At 55.3% G+C, this 14321-nt stretch carries 12 protein-coding genes; 8 read left to right on the top strand and 4 right to left on the bottom strand.

Going from position 1 to position 14321, the window contains the following annotated elements:
• Nucleotides 1-31 precede the first annotated feature (31 nt).
• On the bottom strand, nucleotides 32-553 hold the full coding sequence (gene idnK, locus FDX22_RS18550) for a gluconokinase (protein ID WP_096758483.1): 522 nt from the start codon (nucleotides 551-553) through the stop codon (nucleotides 32-34).
• A gap of 217 nt (nucleotides 554-770) precedes the next feature.
• Here idnK and idnD point away from each other — a divergent pair, with 217 nt between their 5' ends.
• From idnD to FDX22_RS18575, 5 genes are all read left to right on the top strand, one after another.
• Nucleotides 771-1814 carry an L-idonate 5-dehydrogenase gene (idnD, locus tag FDX22_RS18555; protein ID WP_146717600.1) on the top strand — a complete coding sequence of 348 codons (1044 nt, stop codon included), beginning with the start codon at nucleotides 771-773 and terminating at the stop codon, nucleotides 1812-1814.
• Between the two features lie 11 nt (nucleotides 1815-1825).
• Nucleotides 1826-2590, top strand: coding sequence for a gluconate 5-dehydrogenase (gene idnO, locus FDX22_RS18560; protein WP_096758485.1), 765 nt, complete (start codon nucleotides 1826-1828; stop codon nucleotides 2588-2590).
• A gap of 79 nt (nucleotides 2591-2669) precedes the next feature.
• Nucleotides 2670-3992, top strand: coding sequence for a gnt-II system L-idonate transporter (idnT, locus tag FDX22_RS18565; protein ID WP_324187049.1), 1323 nt, complete (start codon nucleotides 2670-2672; stop codon nucleotides 3990-3992).
• A 51-nt stretch (nucleotides 3993-4043) separates the two neighbouring features.
• On the top strand, nucleotides 4044-5042 hold the full coding sequence (locus tag FDX22_RS18570) for a LacI family DNA-binding transcriptional regulator (RefSeq protein WP_096758486.1): 999 nt from the start codon (nucleotides 4044-4046) through the stop codon (nucleotides 5040-5042).
• Between the two features lie 79 nt (nucleotides 5043-5121).
• Nucleotides 5122-6624, top strand: coding sequence for a helicase HerA-like C-terminal domain-containing protein (locus FDX22_RS18575; protein ID WP_146717601.1), 1503 nt, complete (start codon nucleotides 5122-5124; stop codon nucleotides 6622-6624).
• A 106-nt stretch (nucleotides 6625-6730) separates the two neighbouring features.
• On the opposite strand, the gene lptG is transcribed toward FDX22_RS18575, so the two are convergent.
• The 3 genes from lptG to FDX22_RS30545 all read right to left on the bottom strand — a co-directional run bounded on the left by lptG (nucleotide 6731) and on the right by FDX22_RS30545 (nucleotide 9026).
• Nucleotides 6731-7813, bottom strand: coding sequence for an LPS export ABC transporter permease LptG (gene lptG, locus FDX22_RS18580; protein ID WP_115259560.1), 1083 nt, complete (start codon nucleotides 7811-7813; stop codon nucleotides 6731-6733).
• Entirely contained in the window at nucleotides 7813-8913 is a 1101-nt protein-coding gene (gene lptF / locus FDX22_RS18585) for an LPS export ABC transporter permease LptF (protein ID WP_115259561.1), read from the bottom strand. The genes lptG and lptF overlap by 1 nt, the downstream gene beginning before the upstream one ends.
• Before the next feature lie 62 nt (nucleotides 8914-8975).
• Complete coding sequence (locus FDX22_RS30545) at nucleotides 8976-9026, bottom strand: hypothetical protein (RefSeq protein WP_212723231.1); 51 nt, start codon at nucleotides 9024-9026, stop codon at nucleotides 8976-8978.
• A 153-nt stretch (nucleotides 9027-9179) separates the two neighbouring features.
• On the opposite strand from FDX22_RS30545, the gene pepA reads away from it, so the two are divergent.
• The 3 genes from pepA (at nucleotide 9180) to FDX22_RS18600 (ending at nucleotide 14119) form a co-directional block, all read left to right on the top strand.
• On the top strand, nucleotides 9180-10691 hold the full coding sequence (gene pepA / locus FDX22_RS18590; protein ID WP_115259562.1) for a leucyl aminopeptidase: 1512 nt from the start codon (nucleotides 9180-9182) through the stop codon (nucleotides 10689-10691).
• A 129-nt stretch (nucleotides 10692-10820) separates the two neighbouring features.
• The gene (holC, locus tag FDX22_RS18595) at nucleotides 10821-11264 is read left to right on the top strand and encodes a DNA polymerase III subunit chi (protein WP_096758490.1); all 444 of its coding nucleotides are present in this window, start codon (nucleotides 10821-10823) and stop codon (nucleotides 11262-11264) included.
• Complete coding sequence (locus FDX22_RS18600) at nucleotides 11264-14119, top strand: valine--tRNA ligase (protein WP_146717602.1); 2856 nt, start codon at nucleotides 11264-11266, stop codon at nucleotides 14117-14119. The genes holC and FDX22_RS18600 overlap by 1 nt, the downstream gene beginning before the upstream one ends.
• Nucleotides 14120-14321: the final 202 nt, after the last annotated feature.

A 14321-nucleotide genomic window follows, 5' to 3' on the forward strand; every position in this document is an offset into this window, starting at 1 on the left:
TGCGGTGGCTCAGTCCCGTAAGGGGCTGAGCTTATTGCCCATGACGAAATGCGAGCACCGCCTGGCGGCACTGTTCCGTCACATGCTCGATGTCATGGTTCACGTCGATGCGGGCAATATCGCGTTCATCTTCCTGCGGGCACTCCAGCGCGTCGAACTGGCTTTTTAGTAATCCCACCGGCATAAAATGCCCTGCCCGACGCTGCATGCGCGCCAAAATAGTCTCGTAATCGCCATCTAGCCACAAAAAATGCACATTCGGGCTGCCCTGGCGCAATATATCGCGATACTGTTTTTTTAATGACGAGCAGACAATAAATCCGGTTTCATTCTTTTTATACAGGCTGTATGACGCGTCATTTAACCGTTCTAACCACGGCAGCCGGTCTTCATCAGTTAATGGAATACCTTCCGACATTTTATCAATATTTTTGGCGGGATGGAGATCGTCACCATCTATGAATTTAGCGGATAATACGGCGGCAACTTTGCTGCCAATGAGTGATTTACCGCTACCAGAAACGCCCATCAAAATATAACTTTCCCCAGCCATCTAAAAAACTCCAGATTCATATTCCATGGCGCGATATTACGCCTTGCTGATGGGGAAATTCACGCTTTTTCAGTACCACGGAGCAGATTTACAAGGCGCATCACGTTATGCGTAACATTGTAGTGTAACAATTTTCCAGCGTGATCTTCATCACAAATAATAACAATTAAAACCGTTTAAATGCTGCCGAGGTTACTACCTGACCAGTGAGGAATTTATGCAAGTCAAAACCCAATCCTGCGTTGTCGCGGGTAAGAAAGCTGTTGCCATTACCGACCAAAATATTGAATGGAATAATAAAGGAACGTTAGTGCAAATTACCCGAGGGGGAATTTGTGGTTCCGATTTACATTATTATCAGGAAGGCAAAGTCGGTAATTTTACCGTTAAAGCCCCGATGATTTTAGGCCATGAAGTTATTGGTAAAGTGGTCAAGAGTGATTCACCTGAATTACATGAAGGTCAGGCGGTGGCGATTAACCCGTCGAAGCCCTGCGGCCACTGCAAATACTGTCTGCAGCATGAAGAAAATCAGTGTACGGAAATGCGATTTTTTGGCAGCGCCATGTATTTTCCCCATGTCGACGGCGGCTTTACCCGGTTTAAAACCGTTGATACCGCGCAGTGTATCCCTTACCCGCAAGAGGCCGATGAAAAAGTGATGGCCTTTGCCGAACCGCTGGCGGTAGCAATCCACGCCGCGCATGAAGCGGGCGACCTGCAGGGTAAACGCGTGTTTATCTCCGGCGTTGGGCCAATTGGCTGTCTGATCGTCAGCGCAGTGAAAACGCTCGGCGCAGCAGAAATCGTCTGTGCAGACGTCAGCCCGCGTTCGCTTTCGCTGGCGCAACAGATGGGCGCAGACACGCTGATTAATCCGCAACAAGACTCGCTCGACGCGTGGAAAAAAGAGAAAGGCTATTTTGACGTCAGCTTCGAAGTCTCCGGCCATCCTTCCTCAATCACCACCTGTCTGGAAGTCACCCGCGCGAAAGGCGTGATGGTGCAGGTCGGCATGGGCGGCGCGGTACCAGAGTTCCCGATGATGATGCTGATCGGCAAAGAGATCGCGCTTAAAGGCTCGTTCCGCTTTACCACCGAATTCAATACCGCGGTGTCGTGGCTGGCAAATAACGTTATCGATCCGCTGCCGTTACTCAGCGCCGAATATCCGTTTACCGACCTTGAACAGGCGCTGATCTTCGCCGGGGATAAAACCCAGGCGGCGAAAGTCCAGCTCGTTTTTGAAGACATAAAATAAGGAATAGCATGATGAACGATCTTTTTTCACTGGATGGCAAAAATATTCTGATCACCGGTTCGGCGCAGGGAATTGGTTATTTACTGGCGACCGGGCTGGGCAAATATGGCGCGCAGATCATCGTCAATGACATTACGCCGGAACGCGCAGAAGCCGCCGTGGCAAAACTGCAGCAGGAAGGGATCCGCGCCGTTGCCGCGCCTTTCAATGTTACGCATAAACAGGATATCGACGCCGCCATTGACCATATCGAAAAAGATATTGGCCCGATTGATGTGTTGGTGAATAACGCCGGTATTCAGCGCCGTCATCCGTTCACCGAGTTCCCGGAACAGGACTGGAACGACGTGATTGCGGTGAACCAGACGGCAGTATTCCTGGTGTCGCAGGCGGTCACTCGTCGCATGGTGGAACGCCAGGCCGGGAAAGTCATCAACATCTGCTCCATGCAGAGCGAACTGGGCCGCGACACCATCACGCCATATGCCGCCTCAAAAGGGGCGGTAAAAATGCTCACCCGTGGGATGTGCGTTGAGCTGGCGCGCCACAATATCCAGGTGAACGGCATCGCGCCGGGCTACTTCAAAACCGAGATGACCAAAGCGCTGGTCGAAGACGAAGCCTTCACCGCCTGGCTGTGCAAACGGACGCCTGCCGCACGTTGGGGCGATCCGCAGGAGCTAATTGGTGCGGCGGTTTTCCTCTCGTCCAAAGCATCCGATTTTGTTAACGGACACCTGCTGTTTGTCGATGGCGGCATGCTGGTCGCCGTCTGATACAACACAACGCAACATCACGCAGCGCCCTGGCGCTGCATTTTTGGCACACCACTCTACATAATTTATAAGAGAAAAGATTATGCCATTAATTATTATTGCGGCAGGCGTCGCGCTGCTCCTGGTCCTGATGATTGGCTTTAAAGTTAACGGCTTTATTGCTCTGGTCCTGGTAGCGGCGGTCGTCGGTTTTGCCGAAGGGATGGATGCCCAGGCCGTTCTGCACTCAATACAAAATGGGATCGGCGGGACGCTCGGCGGGCTGGCGATGATCCTCGGGTTCGGCGCCATGCTCGGAAAGCTAATCTCCGATACCGGCGCAGCCCAGCGCATCGCCACTACGCTGATTGGTACGTTCGGTAAAAAACGCGTGCAGTGGGCGCTGGTCATTACCGGGCTGGTCGTCGGTCTGGCGATGTTCTTCGAAGTCGGTTTTGTTCTGCTGCTGCCGCTGGTGTTTACGGTGGTGGCCTCATCCGGACTGCCGCTGCTGTACGTCGGCGTGCCGATGGTGGCGGCGCTGTCCGTGACCCACTGTTTTCTGCCGCCTCATCCGGGACCAACGGCGATTGCCACGATCTTCGAGGCCAACCTTGGCACCACGCTGCTGTACGGATTTATTATTACTATCCCGACGGTGATTGTCGCCGGGCCGCTGTTCTCCAAGCTGCTGACCCGCTTTGAGAAAGCGCCGCCGGAAGGCTTATTTAACCCGCATCTGTTTACCGAAGAAGAGATGCCGTCGTTCTGGAACAGTATCTTTGCCGCGGTTATCCCGGTCATACTGATGGCGGTCGCCGCAGTGTGCGAAATTACGCTACCGAAGACCAACAGCGTGCGGGTGTTCTTTGAGTTTATCGGTAACCCTGCGGTCGCCTTGTTTATTGCCATCGTCCTCGCCATTTTTACCCTTGGCCGTCGTAACGGACGTACGATCGAGCAAATAATGGATATCATTGGCGACTCTATCGGTGCCATCGCCATGATTGTGTTTATCATCGCCGGCGGTGGGGCGTTTAAGCAGGTGTTGGTCGACAGCGGCGTGGGCCAGTATATCTCGCACCTGATGACCGGTACCTCACTCTCTCCGCTGTTGATGTGCTGGACGGTCGCGGCGTTGCTGCGCATCGCGCTCGGTTCAGCCACCGTGGCGGCGATTACTACCGCGGGCGTGGTGCTGCCGATTATTAACGTCACCCATGCCGATCCGGCGCTGATGGTGCTGGCAACCGGTGCGGGCAGCGTGATTGCTTCCCACGTTAACGATCCGGGATTCTGGCTGTTTAAAGGCTATTTTAATCTCAGCGTCGGCGAAACGTTGCGCACCTGGACAGTCATGGAAACGTTGATTTCCATTATGGGACTCCTTGGGGTTCTGGCGCTTAACGCCATTCTGCATTAGTTCGGCATTACCGGGGAGCACAAGCCAGCGCTCCCCGGCTCAGGAGAGAAGATGAGGAACCACAGAATTTCTTTGCAAGATATCGCCACCCTGGCGGGTGTGACCAAAATGACGGTGAGTCGCTACATCCGCTCGCCGAAAAAAGTCGCAAAGGAAACCGGCGAGCGCATCGCGCAGATTATGGAGGAGATTAACTACATCCCCAACCGCGCGCCGGCAATGCTGTTGAACGCGCAAAGCTATACGCTCGGCGTGCTGATCCCCTCGTTTCAAAACCAGCTGTTTGCCGACATTCTGGCGGGGATTGAATCCGTGACCTCGGACCATAACTATCAAACGCTGATCGCCAACTACAATTACGATCGGGAGTCCGAGGAAGAATCGGTTATCAACCTGCTGTCGTACAACATCGACGGCATTATTCTTTCCGAGAAATATCACACTTTACGTACCGTGAAGTTTCTGCGTTCAGCGACTATTCCGGTGGTTGAGCTGATGGATATCCAGGGCGATCGTCTGGATATGGAGGTGGGATTCGATAACCGCCAGGCGGCGTTTGATATGGTCAGCACCATGCTGGATAAACGCCCGCGCCACAAAATCCTGTATCTGGGTTCGAAAGACGACGTCCGTGACGAGCAGCGCTATCGCGGCTATTGCGATGCCATGACTCGCCGGGGTCTGGAACCGCTGCGCGTGAATCCGCGCGCCATCTCCTCCATCCATCTCGGTACCCAGATGATGCGTGACGCGCTGGCTGCGCACCCGGATGTAGACGGCGTGTTCTGTACCAACGACGACATTGCGATGGGCGCGCTGCTGCTGTGCCGCGAGCGCGATCTGGCGGTGCCGGAGCAGATCTCGATTGCCGGATTCCACGGGCTGGAAATGGGCAGGCAGATGATCCCAAGCCTCGCGAGCGTGATCACCCCACGTTTCGACATTGGTCGCATGGCGGCGCAGATGTTGCTCAGTAAAATCAAGAACAACGACCATAACCACAACACCGTAGATTTGGGATATCAGATTTATCACGGCAATACGCTTTAAGTCATTTTCTCTCCCCTGCGCATATTCTCTTTCATCGACATTGCCTATACTCCAGGCAGGATAAATGGAGGAAATCTCAATGAGCGCACCCCTGTTAATTGCCCGCACGCCGGACACCGAACTGTTTTTACTGCCTGGCATGGCCAACCGCCACGGGCTGATTACCGGCGCGACCGGGACCGGTAAAACCGTCACCTTGCAGAAGCTGGCCGAATCGCTGTCGGAGATCGGCGTGCCGGTGTTTATGGCCGATGTTAAAGGCGACTTAACCGGCGTAGCGCAGGCAGGACAGGCGTCTGAAAAGCTGCTGACCCGCCTGAACAACATCGGTATTACCGACTGGCAGCCGCATGATAATCCGGTCACGGTGTGGGATATCTTCGGTGAGAAAGGTCACCCGGTGCGCGCCACGGTATCGGATCTCGGCCCGCTGCTGCTGGCCCGCCTGCTGAACCTGAACGATGTGCAGTCCGGCGTGCTGGATATTATCTTCCGCATTGCCGATGACCAGGGGCTGTTGCTGCTCGATTTCAAAGACCTGCGGGCCATCACTCAGTACATCGGCGATAACGCTAAATCCTTCCAGAATCAGTACGGCAATATCAGTAGCGCCTCGGTCGGGACTATCCAGCGCGGGCTACTGTCGCTGGAGCAACAGGGCGCGGCGCATTTCTTTGGTGAGCCGATGCTGGGTATCAAAGACTGGATGCGCACCGACGCCAGCGGCAAGGGGATAATCAACATCCTTAGCGCAGAAAAACTGTACCAGATGCCCAAACTGTACGCCGCCAGCCTGCTGTGGATGCTCTCCGAGCTGTACGAGCAGTTGCCGGAAGCGGGCGATCTGGAAAAACCCAAGCTGGTGTTCTTCTTCGACGAAGCCCATCTGTTGTTCAACGATGCCCCGCAGGTATTGCTGGATAAAATCGAACAGGTGATCCGCCTTATCCGCTCGAAAGGCGTCGGCGTGTGGTTCGTGTCGCAAAACCCCGCCGATATTCCGGACAACGTGCTCGGTCAATTGGGTAACCGCGTGCAGCACGCCCTGCGCGCATTCACCCCCAAAGACCAGAAAGCGGTGAAAACTGCGGCACAAACCATGCGTGCCAATCCGGCATTTGATACCGAAAAAGCCATTCAGGAACTGGGGACCGGCGAGGCGCTAATCTCGTTCCTCGATGCCAAAGGCAGTCCGTCGGTGGTGGAGCGGGCGATGGTGATTGCGCCGTGCTCGCGCATGGGACCGGTAACCGACGATGAGCGTAACGGGCTGATTAATCACTCCGCGCTGTACGGCAAATATGAAGAAGAGGTTGACCGTGAGTCGGCCTATGAGCGCTTACAGCAAGGCGTGCAGGCCAGTACTGAGCAGCAAAACACACCACCCGCCAACGGCAAAGCGGTCGCAGTGGACGACGGTATTCTCGGCGGGCTGAAGGATATCTTGTTTGGCAGCACCGGGCCGCGCGGCGGCAAGCGTGATGGTGTGGTGCAGAGCGTGGCAAAAAGCGCGGCGCGTCAGGTCACCAATCAGATTATTCGTGGCATGTTGGGAAGTTTGATGGGCGGAAGAAAACGCTAGTACCTGTGTTACTTTGCCAGATAAGGCATTAACGCCTTATCTGGCCTCCGGGTCCTGAGTAGGCCGGATAAGCGCAGCGCCATCCGGCACTGCTGGCGGGCTGTAATTACGATTTACGCAGCATCAGCCACAGGCTTATCAGGAAGAAGCTGGCACTTGGCAGCAGCGCCCCGATAATCGGTGGAATACCGTATACCAGCGTCAGCGGACCAAAGATCTGGTCCAGCACGTAGAACACGAAACCGAAGCTAATCCCCGTCACTACACGCACGCCCATCGGCACACTACGCAGCGGGCCAAAGATGAACGACAGCGCCATCAGCATCATCACCGCCACGGACAGCGGCTGGAAGACTTTGCTCCACATGTTGAGCTGGTAGCGTCCGGCGTCCTGGCCGCTGGACTTCAGGTACTTCACGTAGTTATGCAGACCGCTGATCGACAGCGCATCCGGATCCAGCGCCACGACACCGAGTTTGTCTGGCGTGAGGTTGGTCTTCCAGGTGCCGCTAACAGTTTGTGAACCGGTAACCTGCTTCGGATCCTGCAGGTTGGACTCATCCACCTGCGACAGACGCCAGACCTTATTGTCTTTATCAAATTTGGCAGAAGCCGCATAGCGCACGGACTGCAAACGACGCTGGTCGTTAAAGGTATAAATACTGATACCCCCTAACTCTTCGTCGCCTTTCACCCGCTCAATGTAGACAAAGCTGTCGCCGTCTTTCGCCCACAGCCCTTGCTGGGTAGACAGCAGCGAGCCACCGTACATCTGCTGTGCGCGGTAGTTACGCGCCATCTGTTCACCCTGCGGCGCAACCCATTCCCCGATGGCCATCGTCAACAGCACCAGCGGAATAGCGGTTTTCATCACCGACAGCGCAACCTGCATGCGGGTAAAACCAGACGCCTGCATCACCACCAGTTCACTGCGCTGGGCCAGCATGCCCAATCCCAGCAGCGCACCGAGCAGCGCCGCCATCGGGAAGAAGATCTGAATGTCTTTAGGGGCACTGAGCAGCGTATACAGCCCGGCCCCCATCGCGTCGTAGCTCCCCTGCCCGGCCTTTTTCAACTGGTCAACAAACTTGATGATGCCGGAGAGCGACACCAGCATGAACAACGTCATCATGATGGTGGTGAAAATGGTTTTACCGATATAGCGGTCAAGTACACCAAAGGGCTGCATTATACCGCTCCTTTACGCAGAAAACGGGCACGCAAGCGGCGCACAGGCACCGTATCCCACAGGTTAAGCGCAATCGCCAGAGCCAGATAACTCAGGTTAACCGTCCACATCCAGAACACTGGATCCAGTTTCCCTTTGCCGCCGTTCGACTTCAGTGAGGTCTGGATCAGGAAGAACATCAGATACAGCAGCATGGCGGGCAGCATCGACAGTACGCGTCCCTGACGTGGATTCACCACACTCAGCGGTACCACCATCAGCGCCATCATCGCCACCGTGAATACTAACGTGATACGCCAGTGCAGCTCCGCACGGGCGCGATCGGTGTCAGTCGTCCACAGCGTGTGCATGTCCATCTGGTCGGTGTCGTTCGGATCCAGCGCCACGGCCTGATGGCCGATAATCGCCTGATAGTCCTTGAAGTCGGTAATGCGGAAGTCACGCAGCAGCGCGGTCCCTTCAAAGCGCGTACCTTCGTTCAGCGACACCACCTGGGAGCCATCGCGCAGTTGCGTCAGATGTCCGGAATCGGCCACGACCACGGAAGGACGGGCGTTACCTTTTGGGCGGATCTGCGCGAGGAACACATCTTTGAAATTACTGCCATCGACGCTTTCGATAAACAGCACCGAGCTGCCGTTAGTGGCCTGCTGGAACTGTCCCTGCGCGAGTGCCGCCATGCCGGGGTTCGCTTTCGCTTCCGCCAGCACTTCGTCCTGATGCTTTGAAGACCAGGGCCCCGCCCACATCACGTTGATCGCCGCAAAGATACTGGTAAACAGCGCCAGCACCATCGCCGCTTTCACCAGTACGGCCTTACTCAGCCCGCAGGCGTGCATCACCGTAATTTCACTTTCGGTATACAGTTTGCCCAGCGTCATGAGCAGCCCGAGGAACAGGCTTAATGGCAAGATAAGTTGCGCCATTTCTGGCACGCCCAGCCCCAGCAGCGAGAGCACCAGATTTGCCGGGATGTCACCGTCAACCGCCGCACCGAGGATCCTGACCAGCTTTTGACAAAAGAAGATCAACAGCAGGATGAATAGGATCGCAAGTTGGCTTTTGAGCGTTTCCCGTACCAGATATCTTATGATTATCACTTTAAATACGCCCGTAAAAACCCGTCTTTTGCAGGAAAATAGCTTGTTTCATGGCTTAAACGTCATTTATTCTCTTGAGTCGTCGAAATCGTCGCTAAGATCATTATACTCAACGGATCCACCTCTCAGAAATTGTTCTGACGTGCCAATGCCGTAATAACGTTAAGATTAACACGAAGTCACCGCAACAGCGGGTATGAGTTACGAAAGCTTGCAATTCTATCCGTAGCCACCGCCGTTGTCTTTAAGATTCAGGAGCGTAGTGCATGGAGTTCAGTGTAAAAAGCGGTAGCCCAGAGAAACAGCGGAGTGCCTGCATCGTCGTGGGCGTCTTTGAACCACGCCGCCTTTCTCCGATTGCAGAGCAGCTCGATAAGATCAGCGACGGGTACATCAGCGCCCTGCTGCGTCGTGGCGAACTGGAAGGCAAACCGGGTCAGACCCTGTTGCTACACCACGTTCCTAACGTTCTGTCTGAGCGCATTCTTCTCATTGGTTGTGGCAAAGAGCGTGAGCTTGATGAGCGCCAGTACAAGCAGGTTATTCAGAAAACCATCAATACTCTGAATGATACCGGCTCCATGGAAGCCGTCTGCTTCCTGACCGAACTGCACGTTAAAGGCCGTAACAACTACTGGAAAGTGCGTCAGGCTGTCGAGACAGCACAAGAGACCCTCTACAGTTTTGATCAGTTGAAGACCAACAAAAGCGAGCCACGTCGCCCGCTGCGTAAAATGGTGTTCAACGTCCCTACCCGCCGTGAACTGACCAGCGGCGAGCGCGCCATTCAGCACGGCCTGGCGATCGCCGCCGGTATTAAAGCCGCGAAAGATCTCGGCAACATGCCGCCGAACATCTGTAACGCAGCGTACCTGGCTTCTCAGGCGCGTCAACTGGCCGACAGCTACAGCAAAAATGTCGTCACGCGCGTCATTGGCGAGCAGCAGATGAAAGAGCTGGGTATGCACTCTTATCTTGCCGTCGGCCAGGGTTCGCAGAACGAGTCCTTGATGTCGGTTATCGAGTACAAAGGCAACCCGTCAGAAGACGTGCGCCCGATTGTGCTGGTCGGTAAAGGGCTAACCTTTGACTCCGGCGGTATTTCCATCAAGCCTGCCGAAGGCATGGATGAAATGAAATACGACATGTGCGGCGCGGCGGCAGTGTACGGCGTGATGCGCATGGTGGCGGAACTTCAGTTACCCATCAACGTTGTCGGCGTGCTGGCGGGCTGTGAAAACATGCCAGGCGGGCGCGCGTATCGTCCGGGTGATGTGTTAACCACCATGTCCGGTCAGACTGTTGAAGTACTGAACACCGATGCCGAAGGCCGCCTGGTGCTGTGTGACGTGTTAACCTATGTCGAGCGTTTCGAACCTGAAGCGGTCATCGACGTCGCCACCCTGACCGGTGCCTGCGTGATTGCGCTGGGCCATCACATCACTGGCCTGATGTCGAACCACAACCCGCTGGCGCACGAGCTGATTGGCGCGTCCGAACAGGCGGGCGATCGCGCATGGCGTTTACCGCTGGGTGATGAGTTCCAGGAACAGCTGGAGTCCAACTTCGCAGATATGGCGAACATCGGCGGACGCCCTGGTGGCGCGATTACCGCTGGCTGCTTCCTGTCGCGCTTTACCCGTAAGTACAACTGGGCACACCTCGACATCGCGGGAACCGCCTGGCGTTCAGGAAAAGCCAAAGGTGCAACCGGTCGTCCGGTGGCGCTGCTGTCGCAGTTCCTGCTCAATCGCGCCGGGTTTAACGGCGAAGAGTAAGTTTGCTTGATTGCCGGATGGCGCCGCATACGCGTCTTATCCGGCCTACAGTGAGTATTTAACCGTAGGCCGGATAAGCGTAGCGCCATCCGGCTTTGCATTTAAATCCACAACAAGAAGCCCCATATTATGAGAAACGCAACGTTCTATCTTCTGGATAACGACACACAACAAGATGGCTTAAGCGCCGTTGAACAACTGGTGTGTGAAATTGCCGCAGAACGTTGGCGCGCGGGCAAGCGCGTACTGATCGCCTGTGAAGACGAAAAACAGGCTATTCGGCTGGATGAAGCGCTGTGGGCAAGACCGGCAGAAAGCTTCGTGCCGCATAATCTGGCGGGGGAAGGTCCGCGTGGTGGTGCTCCGGTCGAAATAGCCTGGCCAGAAAAACGCAACAGCAGCCCACGCGATCTGCTGATCAGTTTGCGCGTCGGCTTTGTAGATTTTGCCACCGCTTTCACAGAAGTGGTAGACTTCGTCCCTTATGAAGATTCTTTGAAACAATCGGCACGCGAGCGCTACAAAGCTTACCGCGTGGCTGGTTTTAACCTGAATACGGCAACCTGGAAATAATGGAAAAGACATACAACCCACAAGATATCGAACAGCCGCTTTACGAGCACTGGGAAAAGCAGGGCTATTTCAAACCTAACGGCGATGAAAGCAAAGAGTCCTTCTGCATCATGATCCCGCCGCCGAACGTCACCGGCAGTTTGCATATGGGTCATGCTTTCCAGCAAACCATCATGGACACCATGATTCGCTACCAGCGCATGCAGGGTAAAAACACCCTGTGGCAGGCCGGTACCGACCACGCGGGTATCGCCACCCAAATGGTGGTTGAGCGTAAGATTGCCGCCGAAGAAGGTAAAACCCGTCACGACTACGGTCGCGATGCGTTTATCGATAAAATCTGGCAGTGGAAAGCGGAATCCGGCGGCACCATCACCCGTCAGATGCGCCGTCTGGGCAACTCCGTGGACTGGGAGCGCGAGCGCTTCACCATGGACGAAGGTCTTTCCAATGCCGTGAAAGAAGTCTTTGTTCGCCTGTACAAAGAAGACCTGATTTACCGTGGCAAGCGCCTGGTAAACTGGGACCCGAAACTGCGCACCGCCATCTCCGATCTGGAAGTAGAAAACCGCGAGTCAAAAGGCTCAATGTGGCACATCCGCTATCCGCTGGCTGACGGCGCAAAAACCGCAGACGGGAAAGATTATCTGGTGGTCGCCACCACGCGTCCGGAAACCGTGCTGGGCGATACCGGTGTGGCCGTCAACCCGGAAGATCCGCGTTATAAAGATCTGATCGGCAAATTCGTTATCCTGCCGCTGGTTAACCGCCGTATTCCGATTGTTGGTGATGAACACGCCGATATGGAAAAAGGCACCGGCTGCGTGAAGATCACCCCGGCGCACGACTTTAACGACTATGAAGTCGGTAAACGTCACGGCCTGCCGATGATCAACATCCTGACCTTTGACGGCGACATCCGCGAAACCGCGGAGGTGTACGACACCAAAGGCGAAGAATCTGACGTCTATTCCAACGCGATCCCGGCTGAGTTCCAGAAGCTGGAGCGCTTTGCCGCACGTAAAGCGGTGGTTGCCGCTATCGACGCGCTGGGCCTGCTGGAAGAGATTAAACCGCACGACCTGACCGTGCCTTACGGCGACCGTGGCGGCGTGGTTATCGAACCGATGCTAACCGACCAGTGGTACGTCCGTGCCGACGTGCTGGCAAAACCGGCGGTAGAAGCGGTTGAGAACGGCGACATTCAGTTCGTGCCGAAGCAGTACGAAAACATGTACTTCTCCTGGATGCGTGATATCCAGGACTGGTGTATCTCCCGTCAGCTGTGGTGGGGTCACCGCATCCCGGCCTGGTATGACAACGACGGCAACGTCTATGTCGGCCGTACCGAAGACGAAGTGCGTCAGGAAAACAACCTCGGCGCCGACGTTGCACTGCGTCAGGACGAAGACGTTCTCGACACCTGGTTCTCCTCCGCGCTGTGGACCTTCTCTACGCTGGGTTGGCCGGAAAACACCGACGCGCTGCGTCAGTTCCACCCAACCAGCGTGATGGTTTCTGGCTTCGACATCATCTTCTTCTGGATTGCCCGCATGATCATGATGACCATGCACTTCATCAAAGATGAAAACGGCAAGCCGCAGGTTCCGTTTAAGACGGTCTACATGACCGGTCTGATTCGTGACGACGAAGGCCAGAAGATGTCCAAGTCCAAGGGTAACGTTATCGACCCGCTGGATATGGTTGACGGTATTTCCCTGCCGGATCTGCTGGAGAAACGTACCGGCAACATGATGCAGCCGCAGCTGGCTGAGAAAATTGCTAAACGTACCGAGAAGCAGTTCCCGGACGGCATCGAGCCGCACGGTACCGACGCCCTGCGTTTCACCCTGGCGGCACTGGCCTCAACCGGTCGCGATATCAACTGGGATATGAAGCGTCTGGAAGGTTACCGTAACTTCTGTAACAAGCTGTGGAACGCCAGCCGCTTTGTGCTGATGAACACTGAAGATCAGGATTGCGGCTTCAACGGCGGCGAAATGACCCTGTCGCTGGCGGACCGTTGGATTCTGGCGGAATTCAACCAGACCATCAAAGCGTACCGCGAGGCACTGGATAACTTCCGCTTCGATATCGCCGCGGGCATTCTGTACGAGTTCACCTGGAACCAGTTCTGCGACTGGTACCTGGAGCTGACCAAGCCGGTCATGACCGGTGGTTCTGAGTCTGAGCTGCGCGGCACCCGCCATACGCTGGTAACCGTGCTGGAAGGTTTGCTGCGTCTGGCGCACCCAATCATCCCATTCATCACCGAAACCATCTGGCAGCGTGTGAAGGTTATTTGCGGTAACACTGCCGACACCATCATGCTGCAGCCGTTCCCGGAATACGATACGGCACAGGTTGATGAAGCCGCGTTGGCCGATACCGAATGGCTGAAGCAGGCAATCGTGGCCATCCGTAACATCCGTGCGGAAATGAACATCGCGCCGGGCAAACCGCTGGAGCTGCTGCTGCGTGGTTGCAGCGAAGCCGCGATGCGTCGTGTGAACGACAACCGTAGCTTCTTGCTGAACCTGGCACGTCTGGAAAGCATCACCGTGCTGCCTGCTGATGATAAAGGTCCGGTTTCCGTGACTAAAATTATCGACGGCGCCGAGCTGCTGATCCCGATGGCTGGCCTGATCAATAAAGAAGATGAGCTGGCACGTCTGGCGAAAGAAGTGACCAAAATCGACGGTGAGATTGGCCGCATTGAAGCCAAACTGTCCAACGAAGGCTTTGTCGCACGCGCGCCGGAAGCGGTGATCGCTAAAGAGCGTGAGAAGCTGGAAGGTTACGCGGAAGCGAAAGCGAAGCTGATTGAACAGCAGGCGGTTATTGCCGCGCTGTAAAGCTGTTTGCCGGATGGCGCTACGCTTATCCGGCAAACAGACACCGTCATCGTAGGTCGGATAAGCGTAGCGCATCCGACACCGCAGACGATAAAAGCCTCTGACGCACTCGCCCAGAGGCTTTTTATTGAATTATCCTCGCTTGCGCTTTCCCTCTCCGCAGTGGTATTAACTGCATATGTCCCACTTTTACGTCATGAGT

It is taken from the genome of Citrobacter sp. TBCS-14 (genome assembly GCF_005280805.1).
GTDB lineage: Bacteria > Pseudomonadota > Gammaproteobacteria > Enterobacterales > Enterobacteriaceae > Citrobacter > Citrobacter gillenii.